Annotated in this window: 22 protein-coding genes; 16 read left to right on the forward strand and 6 right to left on the reverse strand. The window is 70.3% G+C overall.

Features of this window, described 5'->3' with window-relative positions:
* Window positions 1–154 precede the first annotated feature (154 nt).
* The 5 genes from VQ03_RS06545 to VQ03_RS32775 all read left to right on the forward strand — a co-directional run bounded on the left by VQ03_RS06545 (window position 155) and on the right by VQ03_RS32775 (window position 3,773).
* Window positions 155–760, forward strand: a complete 606-nt coding sequence (locus VQ03_RS06545; RefSeq protein ID WP_048450070.1) for a glutathione S-transferase family protein — start codon at window positions 155–157, stop codon at window positions 758–760.
* 269 nt (window positions 761–1,029) lie between these two features.
* On the forward strand, window positions 1,030–1,236 hold the full coding sequence (locus VQ03_RS06550; RefSeq protein ID WP_048450071.1) for a hypothetical protein: 207 nt from the start codon (window positions 1,030–1,032) through the stop codon (window positions 1,234–1,236).
* Between the two features lie 119 nt (window positions 1,237–1,355).
* Window positions 1,356–2,144 (forward strand): SDR family NAD(P)-dependent oxidoreductase, encoded by a 789-nt coding sequence (locus VQ03_RS06555; RefSeq protein ID WP_048450072.1) that lies wholly within the window; start codon window positions 1,356–1,358, stop codon window positions 2,142–2,144.
* 238 nt (window positions 2,145–2,382) lie between these two features.
* Window positions 2,383–3,273 (forward strand): DUF3313 domain-containing protein, encoded by an 891-nt coding sequence (locus VQ03_RS06560; RefSeq protein WP_048450073.1) that lies wholly within the window; start codon window positions 2,383–2,385, stop codon window positions 3,271–3,273.
* 344 nt (window positions 3,274–3,617) lie between these two features.
* Entirely contained in the window at window positions 3,618–3,773 is a 156-nt protein-coding gene (locus tag VQ03_RS32775) for a hypothetical protein (protein ID WP_157063982.1), read from the forward strand.
* Window positions 3,774–3,978: 205 nt separating this feature from the next.
* Here VQ03_RS32775 and VQ03_RS06565 read toward each other — a convergent pair whose 3' ends face one another.
* Entirely contained in the window at window positions 3,979–5,163 is a 1,185-nt protein-coding gene (locus VQ03_RS06565; RefSeq protein WP_048450074.1) for an amidinotransferase, read from the reverse strand.
* A 309-nt stretch (window positions 5,164–5,472) separates the two neighbouring features.
* Here VQ03_RS06565 and VQ03_RS06570 point away from each other — a divergent pair, with 309 nt between their 5' ends.
* The 11 genes from VQ03_RS06570 (at window position 5,473) to VQ03_RS06620 (ending at window position 16,503) form a co-directional block, all read left to right on the forward strand.
* Window positions 5,473–6,561 carry a lysylphosphatidylglycerol synthase domain-containing protein gene (locus VQ03_RS06570; protein WP_048450075.1) on the forward strand — a complete coding sequence of 363 codons (1,089 nt, stop codon included), beginning with the start codon at window positions 5,473–5,475 and terminating at the stop codon, window positions 6,559–6,561.
* A gap of 4 nt (window positions 6,562–6,565) precedes the next feature.
* The gene (locus VQ03_RS06575; protein ID WP_245291989.1) at window positions 6,566–7,216 is read left to right on the forward strand and encodes an MlaC/ttg2D family ABC transporter substrate-binding protein; all 651 of its coding nucleotides are present in this window, start codon (window positions 6,566–6,568) and stop codon (window positions 7,214–7,216) included.
* Between the two features lie 135 nt (window positions 7,217–7,351).
* Complete coding sequence (gene hpnI / locus VQ03_RS06580) at window positions 7,352–8,536, forward strand: bacteriohopanetetrol glucosamine biosynthesis glycosyltransferase HpnI (RefSeq protein WP_048450076.1); 1,185 nt, start codon at window positions 7,352–7,354, stop codon at window positions 8,534–8,536.
* A gap of 76 nt (window positions 8,537–8,612) precedes the next feature.
* The gene (gene hpnJ / locus VQ03_RS06585; RefSeq protein ID WP_048450151.1) at window positions 8,613–10,049 is read left to right on the forward strand and encodes a hopanoid biosynthesis associated radical SAM protein HpnJ; all 1,437 of its coding nucleotides are present in this window, start codon (window positions 8,613–8,615) and stop codon (window positions 10,047–10,049) included.
* A gap of 91 nt (window positions 10,050–10,140) precedes the next feature.
* On the forward strand, window positions 10,141–11,001 hold the full coding sequence (gene hpnK / locus VQ03_RS06590; RefSeq protein ID WP_048450077.1) for a hopanoid biosynthesis-associated protein HpnK: 861 nt from the start codon (window positions 10,141–10,143) through the stop codon (window positions 10,999–11,001).
* A 141-nt stretch (window positions 11,002–11,142) separates the two neighbouring features.
* The gene (locus VQ03_RS06595) at window positions 11,143–11,568 is read left to right on the forward strand and encodes a DUF2852 domain-containing protein (protein ID WP_048450078.1); all 426 of its coding nucleotides are present in this window, start codon (window positions 11,143–11,145) and stop codon (window positions 11,566–11,568) included.
* A 160-nt stretch (window positions 11,569–11,728) separates the two neighbouring features.
* Window positions 11,729–12,979, forward strand: coding sequence for a GTP cyclohydrolase II (locus VQ03_RS06600; protein ID WP_048450079.1), 1,251 nt, complete (start codon window positions 11,729–11,731; stop codon window positions 12,977–12,979).
* A 33-nt stretch (window positions 12,980–13,012) separates the two neighbouring features.
* Window positions 13,013–14,248: a URC4/urg3 family protein gene (locus tag VQ03_RS06605; RefSeq protein ID WP_048450080.1), complete on the forward strand. Its 1,236-nt coding sequence runs from the start codon at window positions 13,013–13,015 to the stop codon at window positions 14,246–14,248.
* 38 nt (window positions 14,249–14,286) lie between these two features.
* On the forward strand, window positions 14,287–14,949 hold the full coding sequence (gene upp / locus VQ03_RS06610; RefSeq protein WP_048450081.1) for a uracil phosphoribosyltransferase: 663 nt from the start codon (window positions 14,287–14,289) through the stop codon (window positions 14,947–14,949).
* A 108-nt stretch (window positions 14,950–15,057) separates the two neighbouring features.
* On the forward strand, window positions 15,058–16,065 hold the full coding sequence (locus tag VQ03_RS06615) for an NAD(P)H-quinone oxidoreductase (RefSeq protein ID WP_048450082.1): 1,008 nt from the start codon (window positions 15,058–15,060) through the stop codon (window positions 16,063–16,065).
* 111 nt (window positions 16,066–16,176) lie between these two features.
* Complete coding sequence (locus VQ03_RS06620) at window positions 16,177–16,503, forward strand: hypothetical protein (RefSeq protein WP_048450083.1); 327 nt, start codon at window positions 16,177–16,179, stop codon at window positions 16,501–16,503.
* Between the two features lie 75 nt (window positions 16,504–16,578).
* Here VQ03_RS06620 and VQ03_RS06625 read toward each other — a convergent pair whose 3' ends face one another.
* The 5 genes from VQ03_RS06625 to VQ03_RS06645 all read right to left on the reverse strand — a co-directional run bounded on the left by VQ03_RS06625 (window position 16,579) and on the right by VQ03_RS06645 (window position 20,843).
* Window positions 16,579–17,460, reverse strand: coding sequence for a 3-hydroxybutyryl-CoA dehydrogenase (locus VQ03_RS06625; RefSeq protein WP_048450084.1), 882 nt, complete (start codon window positions 17,458–17,460; stop codon window positions 16,579–16,581).
* Between the two features lie 150 nt (window positions 17,461–17,610).
* On the reverse strand, window positions 17,611–18,561 hold the full coding sequence (locus VQ03_RS06630) for an electron transfer flavoprotein subunit alpha/FixB family protein (RefSeq protein WP_048450085.1): 951 nt from the start codon (window positions 18,559–18,561) through the stop codon (window positions 17,611–17,613).
* A gap of 41 nt (window positions 18,562–18,602) precedes the next feature.
* Window positions 18,603–19,352 (reverse strand): electron transfer flavoprotein subunit beta/FixA family protein, encoded by a 750-nt coding sequence (locus VQ03_RS06635; RefSeq protein WP_048450086.1) that lies wholly within the window; start codon window positions 19,350–19,352, stop codon window positions 18,603–18,605.
* 151 nt (window positions 19,353–19,503) lie between these two features.
* Window positions 19,504–20,079 carry a cob(I)yrinic acid a,c-diamide adenosyltransferase gene (locus VQ03_RS06640; RefSeq protein WP_048450087.1) on the reverse strand — a complete coding sequence of 192 codons (576 nt, stop codon included), beginning with the start codon at window positions 20,077–20,079 and terminating at the stop codon, window positions 19,504–19,506.
* 164 nt (window positions 20,080–20,243) lie between these two features.
* A complete protein-coding gene (locus VQ03_RS06645; RefSeq protein WP_048450088.1) occupies window positions 20,244–20,843 on the reverse strand; it encodes an acyloxyacyl hydrolase in 600 nt (199 codons plus the stop codon).
* Between the last annotated feature and the right edge of the window lie 91 nt (window positions 20,844–20,934).

Raw genomic sequence — 20,934 nt, forward strand, 5'->3', positions numbered from 1 at the left:
CGGGGCCGCGTGCCGGGGTGCCGCCTGCGGCCACGCTCCACCACCGTTGTACCGGGGCCACGCCTGGCGGCGAACCCGGGTGACGACCAGCGTATGAATCCGGCGTTCGGATCGAAAAACCTCACGCCATAATCAATATAATCGGAGGAACCCCATGAAGCTCTTCTACGCCAAGACCTCACCTTTCGTGCGCAAGGTTCTGGTCGTCGCCCACGAGCTCGGGATGTTCGAGCGGCTGGAGCTGCTGCCGGCGGCCGCCCACCCGATCAACCGCGACGCGAGCATCCGGGCGCAGAACCCCCTCGCGCAGGTGCCGACCCTGATCCTCGACGACGGCACGGTGCTCGCCGACAGCCGGGTGATCTGCGAATACCTCGACCATCTGGGGCAGGGCGGGTTCTTCCCGGCTCCCGGCCCGGCGCGCTGGGCGGCGCTCGCCGCGCAATCGACCGGTGACGGCTTGCTCGATGCGGCCTTGCTCTGCGTCTACGAGACCCGGGTGCGCCAGGAGAACGAGCGCTCGCCGGCATGGGTCGCCGGCCAGCGGGAGAAGATCGTGGATGCGCTGGCGCGGATCGAGGCGGCGGCGCCCGGCTTCGGCGAGCGGGTCGACATCGCCACGATCACGTATGGCTGCGCGCTCGGCTATCTCGACCTGCGCCTGCCCGACCTCGGCTGGCGCGAGCGCGCTCCGGCGGCGGCGGACTGGTATGCGCGCTTCGGGGAGCGTCCCTCGATGCAGGCGACGCGGCCGGAGTAAGACCAACGGTCGACAGGAAACGACCTTTGGTTCCGTTCTCGAACCGTCGTGAAGCCTGCAGCATGGCACCGACGGATCGGGATGCATCGACGGTCGATGCGTCAGAATCCCAGGCTGTCGGCGCACGGCGCCGCCGACCTGGCGCGACTCTTGCTCCGCTCGGGGCAGGCCGGCCTCGGGCAAGCCTGCTCAGGCTCCATGATCGCGCCTCGCTCCGCCGCCCGGCGGGACGGGGCGGTCGCGGCCTCGCCCGCGGGGGGTTCTCGCTCATGAACGACTTCGTCGCACTCCTCCTCGCCGCCCTGGCCTTCTGCCTCGGCTACGGTGCGGCGGGTCTCGCCGTGCGGTTCGCCGTGCAGCTCGGGCTCGGCCACGCCCATCTGAGCGAGGGCAGCCTGGCTCAGGTCGCCCTTGCGCTGGCGGTGGGGCTGGCGACCTGGCGCTGGGCGAGGAGCCCCGGGCCCGCCCGGGCCTGAAGCCGCAGGGGAAGCCGCCTGCCTGATCCATGCGGGCGAATAATGGCGGCCCTGCTTCCCCGCCCGTTGCGCGGTCGGGGCATTTGTCGCGAGTCTCCTCCGAGCACGGAGGCCGGGCCATGTCGACACGCCTGCTAAGCAAGACCGCGATCGTGTTCGGGGCGGGCTCCGCCGGGACCGGCTGGGGCAACGGCAAGGCGGTGGCGGTCGCCTTCGCCCGCGAGGGTGCCCGGGTGATCTGCGTCGACCGCCTGCTGGCCGCCGCCGAGGAGACGGCGCAGATCATCGCGGAGGAGGGCAACGAGGCCGAGGCGCTCCGCGCCGACGTCACCGATTACGACGCGGTGGCGCAGGCGGTCGCCACCGGCGAGGCGCGCTTCGGCCGCATCGACATCCTGCACAACAATGTCGGCCTGCCGGAGGCCGGCGGGCCGGAGGATCTCGACGAGGAGAGCTGGCGGCGGGCGATCGAGGTCAATGTCGGCGGGGTCTGGCGCACCTGCAAGGCGGTGCTGCCGGGGATGCGGGCGCGGCGGTCCGGCGCCGTGGTCAACATCTCGTCGGTCGCCTCCCGGCGCTGGACCGGGTCGCCGGCCTTCGCCTACGCGGCCGCGAAGGCGGCGGTGAACCAGGCGACCCTCTCCGTAGCGATGCAGTATGCCCGCGACGGCATCCGGGCCAACGCGATCCTGCCGGGCCTGCTCGACACCACCGTGGCCGACGAGTGCCGCGGCGCCGGCACCCTGGAATCCGGCCGGGACCGCCGGGTGCCGCTCGGCCGCCTCGGCGAGGCCTGGGACATCGCCCATGCGGCGGTCTTCCTCGCCTCCGACGAGGCCCGCTTCATCACCGGCGTCTGCCTGCCTGTGGATGGCGGCCAGAGCTGCAGCATGGCGGCCCTGGCCTGAAAGGTCGCGTTAGGTGCTCACCGTTAGAAACAATGTGGCCGAAGCGTTACAGCCAGGGCCGAAGCGCCGCTCAAGGCCAAGCTCGGCTTTCCCGGCCGTGCGGCGACGGTTAGGCTTGTTGGCATAACGGCGCGGCGAGCCCGGACAGGCCCGCCCTTGCGCCGCCGGAAGCCGGCCTCCGGGAGCCCTCGCAGGGCTTCCGTGGGTGCGGTTTCGCGCGATCCGGGAAAGCGACCGAATGCGGACGACACTCGAGGCTGCCTTGAACGCGCGGGCCGCCCGCCGCGTCGCGGCCGTGGCAACCTTGGCCCTCCTCGCCGGCTGCGCCACGCCGGTGCTGACCCAGACCGGCCTGCTGACACGCTACGACCACCTGACGCCGAGCGAGGCCACCGCCACGAAGTCGCGGATCTTCATCGACAAGGCGGCGATGGCCGGGGTGCGGACCGTCCGCATCATCCCGACCACCTTCTCGGCGGCGGTCTCGGGCCCCGGCGTGACCGAGCAGGAGCGCCGGGTCGTCGCCAACGCGGCGGACCGGGCGCTCTGCTACGAGCTGTCGCTGCGCTACGACGTGGTCTCGTCCGGCCCGGCCGACCTGACCGTGAGGGCGAACATCACCCGCGCCGGCCTCACCAACGTGCCGGCCTCCGGCGTCGCGGTCGGCGCGTCGGCGGCGATCACGATCGCCGCGCAGGTCGGCGTCGGCTTCGCCGATACCGTCGGCAAGGTGCCGGTGCCGCGGCTGCCGATCGGGCTGGGCGACCTCACGGTGGAGGCCGAGGCCCTCGACGCCCGCCGCCAGCAGCGCGCCGCGATGGTGTGGGCCGGTGGCGCCAACTCCTTCACGAACCAGGCCCGCTTCTCGCCCGTCGCGGACATCTACGATCTCGCCGGCGATTTCGGCCAGGATTTCGGCTCCTATCTCGCGACCGGCCAGGACCCGTTCGAGTCCGAGCTCACCATCCCGACCTACGACCGCGTCCGCGTGACCGTGCTGGGCGAGATGCCTCGCGATCCCGACTGCCAGGCCTTCGGCCGCGCCCCGGGCGTCGACGGCATCATCGGCGATTCCCTCGGCCTGCCGCCGGACTGGAGCGACAAGGGGGCGACGGCCGGGCGGCCGTGAGGTTCAGCCCAGGGACGGCTCGGCGATCGTGAGGCAGTGGACCGCCACATCGTTCCAAGAGTCGGCCAGCCGCGGGCGAACCAGATCTGACAAGATCCGGTCGTAGGCCGCCGCGTCTCAGCGGCGGCTGCCCGTGCGAGATCGCGCATCCGCAGTTGGATCGCCATCACCAGCCGTCAGACGGAAAAGATCCGATCGAGGCAAGGAGACAGCCCTCGCCCTGTGGCCCGTCGACGAGGCGGGCGAGGGCGAGCCGGTCGATGGCTGCGCCACGGCGGCAGCGAACCCAGCATCGGCGATCACCATCGATGCCGGCCACCTGCGCGACGGGACCCGGATCGCGGATGCAGCGCGCCACCCTCCATGAGGACGGCGCGGCCCGCGCCGGTGGCGACGCGCCATCGGCATTCCGGCGCTACGATCGCAAGATTTGGATCGATGATGTCAGGCGTAAAGCCCTGACGCTCTCAGGTGCCGCGTCTATTCAGCGACAGCCTTGACAGCCGTCACGTCGTACCAGGGCGCGCAGCGGCGCCAGGAACCTCGACGCTCAGGCGGGAGGGAATGAAGCGGAAACGCCATCCGCCGATTTTTTATATCACCACCGGATCGGGATCCCGGGCTCTCGCATGCGGCGAGCCTCGGGACACCGCGATGCGGCGGTCGCGTCAGCGACCGCCGGACCGATCTCGTGCGACCGAGATCCTAGAAATACGACTTCAGCGGGCCACGCCGGCGCACGTCGAGCGTGGCGCAGTGGAAGGAGCCGCCGAACGGTCCGTAGGACAGGAACGGCGTCGGGATCGGGTCGAAGCCCCAATCCTTGAGCGCCTTGATCAGCGTCGGCTGGCTCGAATCGACCACGATCTTCTTCTCGTCGATGGCGAGCACGTTGATCGAGGTCCAGGGCGAGCACATCGAGATCTTGCTCATGAAGCCCTCGACGGGGTCGGGGCGGGGCGCGATCAGCACGTCCCACTTCTTGAGCACCGCCGGCAGCTTCTCGACGTCGATGTAGTCGGGGTTGACCAGCACCTTGCCGGGGGCGAGCGGCATGAACGACGAATCGATGTGCATCGGCTGCGGGCAGCGGCTCTCGATCTCGTGGATGCGGAAGCCCGGCCCGAGGTGGCGGCGCAGCCACTCGATGCCCATCAGGTTCGTCACGTTGGAGCGGGTGACGAACAGGTCGCGGCCGCAGCGCACGAAGTCGGCCGCGTCGAAGACGGGCTCGAACTCGTTGACGGTGAACTGCATCGGCTCGCCGGCCTTCAGGTTCGGCACCCGGTAGTCGTAGTTGTAGAGCTCGTCGGTGAGCTGCGGCCGCGGCGCCGAGGTCCAGCGGGCGCCGGCCCGGAAGTACTCCTTGAACAGCGAGCGATAGGCGTCGCCCTCGAAGTAGCGCGAGCGCCAGCACATCGGGCTCTCGATGATCTCGTCGCCGATCACCAGGTACGGATCGCGCGGGCAGGCGACGCAGAAGCCGCGCGAGGACCAGCGCGGCGCCTTGAACTTCTTCGAGAAGTCGACCGAATCCGGGCGGCGGATCTTCACGCCCTCGCCGGCCAGGATCTTGATGAAGCCGTCCAGCTCCTGCTGGGCGAGCTTCTTCATGAATTTCGGGTATTTCCAGCCGGAGGCGAGCCGGTAGAACGGCTGGGCGGCCCGCGGCAGGTTGAAGATCACCGTCAGGTGATGGGTCGGGATCGTGGCGCCGTCGAGCGAGCCGACGATCACCTCCTCCAGCGGATCCCACTCGTTCCAGGCCATGACGGGCGATTGCGGCGCCGGCGCGCGGCCGGGCGCGTCGCCCCCGAACGCCGTCAGGTCGTGCGCAGCCGTCTCGTCGAGCGCGCCACGCTCGGCCTCGAAGGTCGTCTCCCGGTCCATGCTGTTCATCCCCTGACGGCCGTCACGAGCGGCCTTCTTTCGCGGTCCCGGCCCCCGCCGGCCGAATCGGGGCGGGGAGGAAGGTGCGCCGTAACATAGGCTTGCGGCGATGCTTGGGTTGCCATGCTTTGGGCGGGCCCGCCGCGCCGGTGGAGCGTGCCGGTTTCGCCGGCACTGTGTCCGGGCGGTGATAGACAGGGCCCATCAAAGCTGCAACGTGCCGAGACGCAACGGCGCTGCTTTGTTTCGACTCCGTTGCCGGAATGGCGCGCCCCCTAGGGCCGCCTCCGCTGCGACAGAAAGAGGGTCATGAAGCGACTGACGACACTGGGCCTGATCGCCGGCCTGTGCACCGTGATCGGCCTGTTCGTCTCTTCGGGGCCGGAGGCGGTCGCGGCGGCCCTGTGGGCGTCCGGCTGGGGCGCCGTGCTGGTCGTGGCGGCGCGCTTCGTGGCCGTCGCCTGGGCGGGCTTCGGCTGGTGGATCGTGTTTCCCCGCGGCGAGAGGCCGCTGCTGCGCGCCTGCATCGGCGTGCGCTTCGTGCGCGAGGGGGTGAACACCCTCCTCCCCGTCGCGCAGGTCGGCGGCGACCTGATCGGCGCCCGGCTCCTGACGCTGCACCGCGTGCCGGGCGCGCTGTCGGGCGCCAGCACCCTCGTCGACCTGATGGTCCAGGCGCTCACCCAGTTCCTGTTCACCGTCGCCGGCCTCGGCATCCTGGTGGCTCTCGGCGGCGACGGACCGATCGTTCATTATGTCGGCCTGGGCCTCGTGGTGGCGGCCCCGGCGCTCCTGGCCTTCTACCTGGTGCAGCGCCGCTTCGGCCAGAGCCTGCTCCAGGCGGCGATCAACCGCTTCGCCGGCGGACGCGAGTGGCGGATCTTCGGCGCCGTCGACGTGCTGTTCGAGCGCCTGCGCGGCCTCTACGCCGCCCGCGGCCGCATTCTCACCGCCATCGGCACGCATCTCTTCGGCTGGGTGATCGGCACCCTCGAGGTCTGGATCGCCCTGCGTTTCATGGGCTACGAGGTCGGCTTCCTCGAGGCGATCGTGATCGAGAGCCTGGCGCAGGCCGTGCGCGGCGCCGCCTTCGCGGTGCCCGGCGCGCTCGGCGCCCAGGAGGGCGGCCTGATCGCGCTCTGCGCGGTGTTCGGCATCCCGGCCGAGGCGGCGCTGGCCCTGTCCTTGATCAAGCGCCTCGCCGACCTCGCGGTCGGGCTGCCGAGCCTGATGCTCTGGCACGCCATGGAGAACGACGCCGATCGGAGCCGCAACCCGGCGGCCGGGATCGGCGCGGCCCTGCGGGCGTGGCTGCGTCCGCGCCAGGCCCCGTTGGGCCAGGCCCACATGCCGGCCTACGGCTACGCCGCGGCGCCCGTCGACGGCAAAGGAGAGTAACCTGGTGCAGACCCGACGCGACACCCTGCGCAGCCTGATGATCGTCGGCCTCCTGACGGCCGCGCTGCCGGCGCTGGCCCAGACAGCCGCCGCACCCGCGGCCGGGGAGGGCGACCCGGCGGTCGCCACCGTGCGGCGCATGACCGACGCCCTCGAAGCCGCGCTCAAGGCCGGCGACGTGCGCGCCCGCTCCGAGATCCTCGCCGGCCCGATGAAGGAGAACTTCGACCTGCCGGCGATGCTGCGCCTCGGCGTCGGCACCCGCTGGAAGGAGATCCCGGCCGACAAGCAGGAAGCCCTGGTCGCCGCCTTCGGACCCTACCTGACGGCGACCTACGCCACCCGGCTCAGCGCCGCGGCCGGCAGCAAGTTCGCCATCGACCCGAAGAGCGAGCCCCGCGGCAACGGCCGCATCGTGCACGTCACCGTGACCGATTCGGGCGGCGACACCTCCCCGGTCGACTACGTGCTGAACGGCGAGAACCGGATCACCGACGTCTTCCTGCAGGGCACGGTGAGCGAAGCCGGGACCCTGCGCACCGGCTTCTCCGAGCCGCTCCAGGAGGGCGGCGCCGACGGCCTGCTCGCCCACCTGCGCAAGTCCACCGAGACGATGCTGGCGGCGCCGGCCCCCAAGGCGCCTGCGGCCAAATAGTCGAAGACGGCGCTGCCGCCGGCCTCCGACGGCCGGCGGTAACGAAAAGCCCATCCTCCGCCCGCAGCCTCAACCCACAACACAACCCGCCGCGCCCCCGCGCGGCCAACTCCTCCCAGGGATCGCCGCCCCGCCATGGAATGGACCTGGATCTCCGCCCTACTGCTCGTCCTGGCGCTCGCCGGCTGCGTGTACGGCCTGACCACCGCGTGGCTGGCCGGGCGCCTCGCCCGGCGCCCGGCGCCGTGCCTCCCCGCCGGCGCCGCCCGCCCCTCCGTGACCCTGCTCAAGCCGCTCTGCGGCGACGAGCCGAACCTCTACCTGAACCTCACCACCTTCTGCACCCAGGCCTATGCGGGTGCCGTGCAGGTGATCTTCGGGGTGCAGACCGCGACCGACCCGGCGATCGCCGTGGTGCACCGGCTCCAGGCCGAGCATCCCGGCTTGCGCATCGACCTCGTCATCGATGCACGCCAGCACGGCTCGAACCGCAAGGTCTCGAACCTCATCAACATGGCCGGCCTGATCGCCCACGAGGTCGTGGTGCTCGCCGACAGCGACATGGTGGTGGCGCCCGACTATCTCGAGCGCCTCGTCGCCGAGCTGAGCCAGCCGGGTGTCTCGGGGGTCACCTGCCTCTATCATGGCGTCCCGGCGAACCGGGGCGTGTGGGCGCATCTCTCGGCGCTCGCCATCGACACCCAGTTCCTGCCCAACGTCTTGATGGGGACGGGGCTCGGGCTCGCCGATCCGTGCTTCGGCTCCACCATCGCGTTCCGCACCGAGATGCTCGCCCGCATCGGCGGCTTCGAGGCGATCCGCAACGATCTGGCCGACGACTACACCCTCGGGGCGGCGTTGCGCGCGCAGGGCGGCATCGTGGCGATCCCGAACTTCACCATCGGGCACACCTGCGTCGATACCTCCCTCGCCGGCCTGTGGCGGCACGAGACCCGCTGGAACCGCACGATCCGCAACGTCGACCCGGTCGGCTATGCCGGCACGCTCGTCACCCACGCCTTCCCGCTGGCGCTGATCGCGGCGCTCCTGCCCGATTCGGGCCCCTACACGCTCGCCGCCGCCGCCCTGGCGCTGGCCTGCCGGATCGTGCTGTGCATGCGGGTCGAGCGGGCCTTCGGCCTCGAGCCGCATCCCTACTGGCTGCTGCCGATCCGCGACCTCCTGTCCTTCGCCGGCTTCGTCTGGTGCTTCATGTCCGGCGCCGTGACTTGGAAAGGTCATGATTATCGGGTCGTTGCGGACGGTACGCTGATCCCGGAATCCGGCCTCGCCCGCGAGTCCGGCGCTCCCTCGACTTGAAAACTCATCGGGCCGCCCGGCGGCCTCACCGGCCGCGTCCGCGGCCTCCTCTCCTCAAGAGACGATCCTCCCGATGATGCGGACCCTCTTCCTCCAGGCCCCCACCTTCGACGGCTTCGACGGCGGCGCCGGCTCGCGCTACCAGGCCAAGCGCGAGATCAAGTCGTTCTGGTACCCGACCTGGCTCGCCCAGCCGGCCGCCCTGGTGCCGAACTCCAAGCTGATCGACGCGCCGCCGCACGACATCAAGCTGCCGGAGATCGTGGCCCAGGCCAACGACTTCGACCTCGTGGTGCTGCACACCTCGGTCCCGTCGTTCAAGTCGGACGTGAAGACGATCGAGGCGCTGAAGGCCAAGAACCCGAAGCTGATCGCCGGCCTGATCGGCGCCAAGGTGGCGGTGGACGCCGCGGGCTCGATGGCCCAGGCGCCGGCGGTCGATTTCTGTGCCCGCAACGAGTTCGACTTCACCGTCAAGGAGGTCGCCGAGGGCGTGCCGATGGCGGAGATCAAGGGTCTCTCCTACCGGAACGCCGAGGGTGTCGTGGTCCATAACGAGGACCGCGAGATCATGACCGACATGGACCAGCTGCCGTTCGTGACCTCGGTCTACAAGCGCGACCTGGAGATGGAGAAGTACTTCATCGGGTACCTGAAGCACCCCTACATCTCGTTCTATTCGGGCCGGGGCTGCAAGTCGCGCTGCACCTTCTGCCTGTGGCCGCAGACGGTCGGCGGCCATACCTACCGCACCCGCTCGGTCGCGCACGTGATCGAGGAGATCAAGTACTGCCTGAAGGAATTCCCGCAGACCAAGGAATTCTTCTTCGACGACGACACCTTCACCGACAACCTGCCGCGCGCGGAGGAGATCGCCCGCGAGCTCGGCAAGCTCGGCGTGACCTGGTCGTGCAACGCCAAGGCCAACGTCCCGCGCAAGACCCTCGAGGTGCTCAAGGCCAACGGCCTGCGCCTGCTGCTCGTCGGCTACGAGTCCGGCAACCAGCAGATCCTGAACAACATCAAGAAGGGAATGCGGGTCGAGGTGGCCGAGCGGTTCACCAAGGATTGCCACGAGCTCGGCATCGCCATCCACGGCACCTTCATCCTCGGCCTGCCGGGCGAGACCAAGGAGACGATCCAGGAGACGATCGCCTTCGCCAAGCGGATCAACCCGCACACCATCCAGGTCTCGCTCGCCGCGCCGTATCCGGGCACCTTCCTGTACAAGCAGGCGGTGGAGAACGGCTGGCTCGACAAGGACAACGCGGAACTGGTCGACGAGAACGGCGTGCAGATCGCGCCGTTGCACTACCCGCACCTGTCTCACACCGAGATCTTCAACTCGGTGGAAGAATTCTACAAGAAGTTCTACTTCCGCGCCCCGAAGATCGCCTCGATCGTCAGCGAGATGGTGCGCTCGCCCGACATGATGAAGCGGCGCCTGCGCGAGGGCGTCGAGTTCTGGCACTTCCTGCGCGAGCGCCAGGGCGTCGCCAAGAAGGCGGCGTAAGCTTTTACGCCTGACATTCCCGCCTGAAGCGCGGGTGCGAGCCTCCCCGTCCGGCCGGACGGGGAGGCTCTTTCACGTCACGAGACAGACCATGACCCCAGTCGCTCCCCGGAAACGCCTCGTCGTCACCTCCGACGATTTCGGCCTCTCGACCGAGGTGAACGAGGCGGTCGAGCGGGCGCACCGCGACGGCATCCTCACCGCCGCGAGCCTGATGGTCTCCGCGCCCGGCGCCGCCGACGCCGTGGCCCGCGCCCGCGCCCTGCCGTCCTTGCGGGTGGGCCTGCATCTCGTGATGGTCGAGGCGTGGCCGACCCTGCCGGCCTCCGACCTGCCGGATCTCGTGGATGACGCCGGGCTGCTGCGGGCCGACCAGGCGAAGCTCGGGCTCGACCTGGCGCTCAAAGGCAGCGCCCGGCGCCAGCTCGAAGCCGAGATCCGGGCGCAGTTCGAGGCGTTTCGCGCGACCGGGCTGCCCCTCGACCACGTCAACGCGCACAAGCACTTCCACGTCCATCCGATCATCGCCGGGATGGTGCTGGGAATCGGGCGCGACTACGGGATGCGGGCGATCCGGGTGCCGCGGGAATCGCGCGAGGCGTTGCGCCGCGCCGAGCCGGGGGCGAAGACCGGCCTCGCCCTCGACACCGCCCCCTGGGCGGCCCTGCTGCGCGCCCGGGCCCGGCGCGCCGGCCTCCTTACCCCCGATGGCGTGCTCGGCCTCGCTTGGTCGGGTGCCATGACGCCTGCCCGGGTCGCAGGCCTGCTGCGCCACCTGCCGGACGGGCTGACCGAACTCTACCTGCATCCCGCGACGGGTGGCGGCTTCCCCGGCGAGGCGCCGGGCTACGCCTATGCGGATGAACTGGCCGCCCTGGTGGCGCCGGAGAGCAGGGCGGCGCTGTCGGCGTCGGGGGCGGCGTCCGGCGGCTTCTCGGACTTCCTGCGTTGAGGCCCGGCCGGATCGGCGACCGATGGGGGCGGGACGCGGCGGCGTCCCGCCCCTTTTTCTGCACCGTCCCCTCCTTGAAACCGCCCGGTCGACCCCGCATGTAAATGTCGTTCACATTCACATCCTGCGGGAGATCGTGACGTGTCGTATTCCTCTGCCCCCTGGTCGAGCGGCCGCGCCTGCCGCAACGGGCCGTTCCCGCGCCGTTCCATCGAGATCGGCGCGATCGTCCTCGGTTTCATCTATGCGTGGCCGTTGGCCGCGGCCTACGTGGTGTGGAAGCTCATGGGTTATCCGGCTCTGAACGAGATGAAGTCCTTCGCCGAGCGGTCCTTCCGGAATGGCTTCTCGGGCTTCTCGGGCTTCGGCGCCGCCCGGCACGACAGCGGCAACTGGGCCTTCGAAGAGTATCGCCGCAAGGAGATCGAGCGTCTCGAAGAGGAGCGCCGCCGCCTCGAGGAGGAGAGCCGCGCCTTCACCGAATTCGTCGACGAGCTCAAGCGCGCCCGCGACCGCGAGCAGTTCGACGCCTTCATGGCCCGCCGCCGCGCCGGCTCGAACTTCTGAGTGGGGGTTGTCCCGCTGCCCCGACAATGGGCGGCGGGCGCCTCCGGCTTGAGCTTGACGGGCCGAATCGCACGGGGATACGCTCCACCCAGTCAAGCACTCGACAGGCTCTCCGCGGCCCCCGCGGGGAGCCTTCTCCGTTGAAGGACGGCGCGGCCGCATGAGCAGTTCCAACCGCTCGACGCATATCCGGCTCACCTCGCATCCGGAGCCGGGCGCCGCCCGCTGGCCGATCCGCTGGGGCGCCGCCGACCCGCGCGAGCGGGGGCCGATCATCGGCACCGTGACCAACCCGGCCGACCGCAACGTGATCGGCGCCAATGGCGGCGCCTACTCGCTCTACCGGGCGCTGGCCATCGCCGGCCGGGCGATGAACCCCCTGGCGCGGCCGGACCTCACCAACACCCATCCGGTGGTCGCGATCGGCCCGCACCCGCAATGGGCGGACCCGGACACGATCGTCTCCCTCGATCCCTGGGGGCACATGCCCGGCGAGGTCTTTCGCGAGGCGATCACCTCCGGCACCGACATCCGGCCGACCATCGCGGTCACCAAGGCGCGGTTGAGCCTGCCCGAGATCCTGGCGGCGATGGGCGCCCATCGGCTGGCCGCCGACGGCACGGTGCTGCACACGACCGGCGACATCTCGGTCACCAAGATCGCGGTCGATCCGGTCTGGTACCTGCCGGGCGTCGCCGCCCGCTTCGGCACCAGCGAGACGGCGCTCCGGCGCACGCTGTTCGAGCAGACCGGCGGCATGTTCCCGGAACTGGTCACCCGGCCCGACCTCCAGGTCTTCCTGCCGCCGATCGGCGGCTGCACCGTCTACGTCATGGGCGACGTGGCCGGCCTGTCCGATCCGCGCCGGCGCATCGCCTGCCGCGTCCACGACGAGTGCAACGGCTCGGACGTGTTCGGCTCCGACATCTGCACCTGCCGGCCCTACCTCACCCACGGCATCGAGGAATGCGTGCGCGAGGCGCAGGCCGGGGGCACCGGCGTCATCGTCTACAACCGCAAGGAGGGGCGGGCGCTCGGCGAGGTGACCAAGTTCCTCGTCTACAACGCCCGCAAGCGCCAGGAGGGCGGCGATTCCGCCGCCACCTATTTCGAGCGCACCGAATGCGTCGCCGGCGTCCAGGATGCCCGCTTCCAGCAATTGATGCCCGACGTGCTGCACTGGCTCGGCATCCGCCGCATCGACCGGCTGATGTCGATGTCGAACATGAAGTACGACGCCATCACCGGCTCGGGCATCGAGGTCGGCGAGCGGGTGCCGATCCCGCCGGAGCTGATCCCGCCGGACGCCTCGGTGGAGATGGAGGCCAAGAAGGCCGCTGGCTACTACGCGCCGGACGGCGTCACCGAATCCCTCGACGCCGTGAAGGGCCGCGACCTCGAGCGGTTCTGACACCCCACGCCGCGCCGCGAACGACCCTTGGAGATGCCCGTGCCTGAGTTCTCGACCGCCAGCAGCCTGCTCTCGGCCCGGGCGGTGCGCGCCCGCGCCGAAACCCTGCTCGAGGCCGGGCTCGACGGGCGCCTCGACCATTTCGTCGTCGACCTCAAGCGCCTCGAGCCTTGCGCCGATGCGGTGGTGGAGACCATCCGCGAGGCCTATCCGGACCTCGCGATTCCCTATCATGCCCGCTGGCGCCACTTCTCGGTCGGCGGGTTCGAACGCTGGGGCTCGCTCGTCCACGCCGCGCCCTTCGAGGACCCGGCCGAGCAGGCCCGGGCCGCCTTCGACCTCGTGGTGGTGAGCGTGCTCCTCGATGCCGGCGCAGGCCCGACCTGGCGCTACGAGGAGGGCCGCACCGGGGAGACCTATGCCCGCTCTGAGGGGCTGGCGGTGGCGAGCTTCGACATGTTCGTGTCGGGCCTGTTCTCGTCCGAGCCCGAGGACCCGTTCCGCGCCGATGCGCGGGCGCTGGCGAGCCTGACCGAAGCGGAACTCGCCGACGGCTTCCAGGCCTCGCCGACGAATCCCCTCGTCGGCCTGTCCGGACGCACCGCGCTCCTCAACCGCCTCGGCCAGGTCGCGGCGGCGGATCCCGAAGGGTTCGGGCCGCAGGCGCGGCCGGGCGGCCTGTTCGACCGCATCAAGGCCAGGGCTCAGGACGGCGAGGTCTCGGCGGAGGCGGTGCTGGAGGTCCTGCTGACCCATCTCGGGCCGATCTGGCCCAGCCGCATCGTCCTCGACGGCGTCGATCTCGGCGATACCTGGCGTCACCCGCTCGCCGGCGGCACCGGTCCGACGGAGGGTCTGGTGCCGTTCCACAAGCTGTCGCAATGGCTGGCCTACTCGCTGCTGGAGCCGCTGGAGGAGGCGGGCCTGACCGTGACCGGCCTCGACGCCCTGACCGGCCTGCCCGAATATCGCAATGGCGGCCTCTTCCTCGATACCGGCGTGCTGGCCCTGCGCCGGCCCGAGGAGGCCGCGCAGGCCCACCCGGTGGACTCGCGCCTCGTCGTCGAGTGGCGGGCGCTCACCGTGGCGCTCCTCGACCGGCTGGCGCCGCTGGTGCGCGCGCGCCTGGGGATCACGGACCCGGCCGACCTGCCGCTCGCCAAGGTGCTGGAGGGCGGCACCTGGGCCACGGGCCGGCGCCTGGCCAGATCCTTGCGGCCGGAAGGCGCGCCGCCGCTGGCCATCGCGAGCGACGGCACCGTATTCTGACGATATCTGAGAGCGTGATCGTGAGCGGGGAGACAGCGATGCAGGGTGCGGGTGCGCGCGGGGAGACGGGGGTGGCGCCGGTCACGGTGGTCGATCACCCGCTGGTGCAGCACAAGCTGACCCTGATGCGGGACAAGGCCCGCTCCACCAAGGGCTTCCGCCAGCTCCTGAACGAGATCGGGACGCTGCTCGCCTACGAGGTCACCCGCGACCTGCCGCTGGAGCCGGTCGAGATCGAGACGCCGCTGGTCAAGATGCAGGGCGCGCAGATCGCCGGCAAGAAGCTCGTCCTGGCCCCGATCCTGCGGGCCGGCGTCGGCTTCCTCGACGGGATGCTGTCGCTCCTGCCCTCCGCACGCGTCGCCCATGTCGGGCTCTACCGCGACCCGGACTCGCTGGAGGCGGTGGAGTACTACTTCAAGGCCCCGTCCGACCTCGCCGACCGCACCGTGCTGGTCCTCGACCCGATGCTGGCGACGGCGAATTCGGCGGTCGCCGCGGTGGACCGGCTGAAGGAGCGCGGCGCCCGCGACCTGCGCTTCGTCTGCCTGCTGGCCGCCCCGGAGGGGATCGCCAAGTTCCAGGGCTCCCACCCGGACGTGCCGGTCTGGACCGCCTCGATCGACAGCCACCTGAACGAGCACGGCTACATCCTTCCGGGCCTCGGCGATGCCGGCGACCGGATGTACGGGACGCGGTGACCTCTTTGCAGGTCACCCCTTGCAGGTCACCCCATGCCAGTGGCCCCTTGCCGGTGACGCTCCCGCGCGGCAGGTAAGGGCGCTCACCCGCTACCCCGGAGCCGTCCCATGCCGTCGATCCCCGCCACCATGCGCCAGGTCCGCTTCAACGGGGCCGGCGGGCCGGAGGTCATCGGGATCGAGACCGTGCCGGTGCCGCGGCCGGGCCCGAACCAGGTGCTGGTCGAGGTCGTGGCGGCGGGCGTGAACCGGCCCGATTGCCAGCAGCGCGCCGGCAAGTACCCGCCGCCGCCCGGCGCCACCGAGGTGCCGGGACTCGAGATCGCCGGCCGCGTCGTCGCCGTCGGGGAGGGCGTCACGGCCTTGCGCGAAGGCCAGGAGGTCTGCGCCCTGACGATCAGCGGCGGCTATGCCGAATACTGCGTCGCCGACGCGGCGCTCTGCCTGCCCAAGCCCGGACCGCTCTCGCTGGTCGAGGCGGCCGGCCTGCCGGAGAATTACTGGACGGTCTGGACCAACGTGTTCGAGCGCGGCCGCCTCCGACAGGGCGAGCGCTTCCTGGTCCATGGCGGGTCGAGCGGCATCGGCTCGACGGCGATCCAGCTCGCCAAGCAGTTCGGCGCCACGGTCTACGCCACCGCCGGCTCGGCCGAGAAATGCGCGTTCTGCGAATCTCTCGGCGCCGACCACGCCATCAACTACCGCGAAGCCGATTTCGCCGCGGAGGTGAAGCGCCTGACCGACGGGCAGGGGCTCGACGTGATCCTCGACATGGTCGGGGCCGCCTATCTTGAGCGCAACCTGAAGTCGCTGGCCCTCGAAGGCAGGCTCGTCATCATCGCCTTCCTGCAGGGCTTCCTGGCGGAGAACGTCAACCTGACCCCGGTGATGATCCGGCGCCTCACCGTGACCGGCTCCACCCTGCGACCCCGCACCGTGGCTCAGAAGGCCGCCATCGCCGAGGGTCTGCGCCGGGAGGTCTGGCCGCTCCTCGAAGCGGGCACCGTCAAGCCGGTGATCCACGCCACCTTCCCGCTGGAAGAGGCGCGGGCGGCGCACGCGCTGATGGAATCGAGCGCCCATCTCGGCAAGATCATGTTGCTGACCGGCAAGTAGAGCCCCTGCCTCGGGGGCGGCCCGGAACCTCGGCCGATCGGTGACGTTGCCCGACACGACGATCACCGCTCGGCGCGACCCGCCGTCGAGCCGCAACCCGAGGGCTCCCTCATGGAAACCAACCGCCCCGTCGAGACCCCGACCGCGGCCCGCCAGGGCGCGAAGGGCCGTCCCGTCCTCTACGTGCTGCTCGGCAGCCTCGCCCTCCTCGCCGTCGCCATGGTGGCGCTCCTCGGCTGGAACGGTGCCAACGCCCCGAAGGACTACGCCAGCCAGAGCCAGGACGCCTCGCGCCAGCAGATCACCGGATCGCCCAATGGCAGCGGCGGCACCTCGTCGGCGAACAGCTCGGGCGTGCCGGCCGGCAACCCGGCCTATCCGGCCCCGGCCGAGCCGAAGTCGACGGGTTCGACGAACAGCTCGACCACCAACAAGTAAGCAACCCGGCAGACGCGCGAAGGGCCGCCCCTCGGTCGAGGGGCGGCCCTTCGTCGCTTGGACCGGCACCTGCGATCAGCGGGTCGGCACCGGCTCCGCGCCGCGGTAATCGTAGAAGCCGCGCTTGGTCTTACGGCCGAGCCAGCCGGCCTCGACGTATTTCACCAGGAGCGGGCAGGGGCGGTACTTCGAATCGGCCAGGCCCTCGTAGAGCACCTGCATGATGGACAGGCAGGTATCGAGGCCGATGAAGTCGGCCAGCTGGAGCGGGCCCATCGGGTGGTTGGCGCCGAGCCGCATCGCGGTGTCGATCGAATCGACCGAGCCGACGCCCTCGTAGAGGGTATAGATCGCCTCGTTGATCATCGGCAGCAGGATGCGGTTGACGATGAAGGCCGGGAAATCCTCCGACACCGTCACGATCTTGCCGAGACGCTTCACGAACGCCTTGGCCGATTCGTAGGTCGGATCCTCGGTGGCGATGCCGCGGATCAGCTCGACGAGCTGCATCACCGGCACCGGATTCATGAAGTGGATGCCGATGAAGCGCTCCGGCCGGTCGGTCGAGGCGGCGAGCCGCGTGATCGAGATCGACGACGTGTTGGTCGCCACCATCGTCTCGGGCCGCAGCGACGGGCACAGCGCGCTGAAGATGCTGCGCTTGATCGCCTCGTCCTCGGTCGCGGCCTCGATCACGAGGTCGCAGGGGCCGAAATCGTCGAAGGAATCGACCGGCAGGACCCGCTCGATCGCCGAGCGGCGCTGATCCTCGGTGATCGCGCCCTTCGAGACCTGACGCTGCAGGTTGCCGTTCACGGTCGCCAGGCCGTTCTTCAGGCGCTCGGGATCGCGGTCGTTCATCCGCACGTCGAGCCCGGCCAGGGAGCAGACATGCGCGATGCCGCTGCCCATCTGACCGGCTCCGATGATGCCGACCGTCTTGATCTCGATGCCCATCACACCCTGCCTTCCCGCCTCGCCGTCCCGAGCGTTCTTATCACCGCGCCTTCGCGGATGCGAAGAGTTCCGGCGGAGCCCGGATGGTTCTCTATGCCGCCCCTCGCGCGGCCTCGCGCGAGGGGCGGACCGCCGTCAGCCCTTGGCCCGTCAGCCCTTGGCCTTGGCGATTTCCTGCTGCAGGTCCGGCACGACCTGGAACAGGTCGCCAACCAGGCCGTAATCGGCGACCTGGAAGATCGGCGCTTCCTCATCCTTGTTGATCGCGACGATGACCTTCGAGTCCTTCATGCCGGCGAGGTGCTGGATCGCCCCCGAGATGCCGACCGCGACGTAGAGGTCCGGCGCCACCACCTTGCCGGTCTGGCCGACCTGCCAGTCGTTCGGCGCGTAGCCCGCATCCACCGCGGCCCGCGAGGCGCCGACCGCGGCACCGAGCGAATCCGCCAGCGGCTCGATCAGCTCCTTGAACTTCTCGGCCGAGCCGAGCGAACGGCCGCCCGACACGATGATTCGCGCGCCGGCCAGCTCCGGCCGGTCGGACTTGGCGATCTCCTCGCCCTTGAACGACGACTTCGCCTCGGGGGCCGCGCCGGCCGACACCGCCTCGACCGGGGCGGCGGACCCGCCCTCGGGGGTGGCCTGGAAGGCGGCGGTGCGCACCGTGATCACCTTCTTGGCGTCGGTGGCCTGCACGGTCTGGATCGCGTTGCCGGCGTAGATCGGCCGCTCGAAGGTGTCGGGGCCCGCCACCTTGATGATGTCCGAGACCTGGGCGACGTCCAGGAGGGCGGCGACGCGCGGCAGCACGTTCTTGCCCTCGGTGGAGGCGGCGGCGACGACCGCGTCGTAGGAGGCGGCGAGCTCCGCCACCAGGGCGGCGGTCGGCTCGGCGAGCAGGTGGTCGAAGGCGGCGTCGGAAGCCACCAGCACCTTCTCGATCCCGTCGAGCTTGGCGGCGGCCTCGGCCGCCCCTTGCGCGTCGGCGCCGACCACGAGGGCATGGACCGGGGCGCCGAGCTGCTTGGCGGCCGTCAGGGCCTTGGTGCTGGCGTCCTTGACGGCGCCGCCGGCATGCTCGACCAGCAGGAGGGTGGTCATGGCGTAAATATCCTTCCGTTCGAGGGAAGCCTGAGGTCTCGTCAGAGAACCCCGGCCTCGACCTTCAGCTTGTTGACGAGCTCGGCGGCGCTGGCGACCTTGACGCCGGCCTTGCGGCCGCCCGGCTCGACGGTCTTGAGCACCTTCAGGCGCGGCGCGACATCGACGCCGAGCGCCTCCGGCTCGACCGTGTCGAGGGGCTTCTTCTTCGCCTTCATGATGTTGGGGAGCGACGCGTAGCGCGGCTCGTTGAGGCGCAGGTCGGTGGTGACGATCGCCGGCAGCTTCAGGTTCAGGGTCTGAAGGCCGCCATCGATCTCGCGGGTGACGTCGAGGCTGCCCTCGGACACCTCAAGCTTGAACGCGAAGGTGCCCTGCGGCCAGCCGAGCAAAGCGGCGAGCATCTGACCGGTCTGGTTCGAGTCGTCGTCGATCGCCTGCTTGCCGAGGATGACGAGGTCCGGGCTCTCCTTCTCGACCAGCGCCTTGAGGAGCTTGGCGACGGCGAGGGGCTCGACGGCGGCGTCGGTCTTGACCAGGATGCCGCGGTCGGCGCCCATGGCGAGCGCAGTACGGATGGTCTCCTGGGCCTGCTGCGGACCGATCGAGACGGCGACGATCTCGGTGACCTTGCCCTTCTCCTTGAGGCGGATCGCCTGCTCGACGGCGATCTCGTCGAAGGGGTTCATCGACATCTTGACGTTGGCGAGCTCGACGCCCGAGCCGTCCGGCTTGACCCGGATCTTGACGTTGTAGTCGACCACCCGCTTGACGGGCACCAGGACCTTCATGATCGTCGCTTCCTTCAGAGGCGAAGGGACGATCGTGGTCGGGCCCTCCCACGGCCGGCCCGCGATCATCCCCGATGGAGCAAGGTGGCGCGGACCGTAGCGGCCGATTTTCCAGATTGTCAACGCGCGCCGAAAGCCCGCCGCCCCACCGTTAGGTGCGGGTCTTGCCCGGCACCCACAGCACGTCCGCGCTGCCGCCGTCATTGGCGACCCGGGCGGCGACGAAAAGGAAGTCGGACAGGCGGTTCAGGTACTGGATCGCCACCGGCGAGACGGTCTCGCCCGGGGTCCCGGCCAGCGCCACCGCCAGGCGCTCGGCCCGGCGGCAGACCGTGCGGGAGAGGTGGAGCGCCGCCGCCGCCGGCGAGCCGCCGGGCAGCACGAAGGAGCGCAAGGGGGTGAGCCCGGCATTGAGCGCATCGATCTCGCGCTCCACCCGCTCGACCTGTGCGGCGACGATGCGCAGCGGCTCGTAGGCCAGGGGCTCGCCGGTCTCCGGCGTCGCGAGGTCGGCGCCGAGATCGAACAGGTCGTTCTGCATGCGCCCCAGCATCGCGTCGAGCTCGCCCGTCGTGTGCAGGCGGGCCAGCCCCAGGCAGGCATTGGTCTCGTCGACGGTGCCGTAGGTCTCGACGCGGAGATCCGCCTTCGAGCGCCGCTCGCCGCTCGCGAGCGCGGTGGTGCCGGAATCGCCGGTGCGGGTGTAGATACGGTTGAGGACGACCACGGGCAGGCTCCCTTGAGGCAGGCTCCTCGGGCAAGGATCCCTTCACGAAGGACCCTCTGGCAAAGGATCCTCTGGCAATGAGCCGATCCGCCCGGGCCCGCCTCGACGGCGATGTTCTAGCGGCCCCGGGCCGAAGCGCCAGACCCGCCGCCGTCAGGCAGCCGTCAGAACGTGTACGCGATCTTGCCGCCGTAATTGGTCAGGCCGCGATTCTCGACGCACAGGCCGGCATTCGACATGTGCTCGATCGTCGCCATGACGCTCCAGTGCTCGTTGATCCGGAAGCCGATGCCGGCCGCCTCGCGGAACAGCGGCGAGCAGCCGAGGGCGTTGTAGGTCTTCGGGACGAAGAGCTTCGGGCCTGTATAGCCGTCGTGGAAGCCGGCGCCGAAGAAGCCCTCGACGAAGATCCGGTCGGTGATGTCGAAGGTCCAGGTCGCGCCGAGATAGGCGTAGCTGGTGCGGCCGTCGAAGTTGTAGCTGCCGCCGACGGTCGGGCGGGGCACGAAGGCGGCCCAGAATCGGTCGAGGCCGGTGACCGGCTTGGCGAACAGCAATTCGCCGTTAATGTTGCCGGTGTTCTTCTCGTTGCTGCCGGGATCCTGGGCGGAGCCGCCGATGCGGAACTCCGAGACGATGCTGAGGGGCTGAACCGGCGGCCGGTAGGACGGGACCAGGGCCGACGGATCGGCGGCCTGGGCGGCCGGTGCGGCCGGTGCGGCCAGGACGACCACCGCGGCGAGGCTCGGAAGGGTTACGCGCATCTGTCGAACGGTCCACCGCCCCGTTGCTGGGGCGGGGTTTATCCTATCCACATGGCTCGCGGTCCGTCTCGCCGCGCAATCCGTCTCGCGG

The organism is Methylobacterium tarhaniae, from assembly GCF_001043955.1.
Lineage (GTDB): Bacteria > Pseudomonadota > Alphaproteobacteria > Rhizobiales > Beijerinckiaceae > Methylobacterium > Methylobacterium tarhaniae.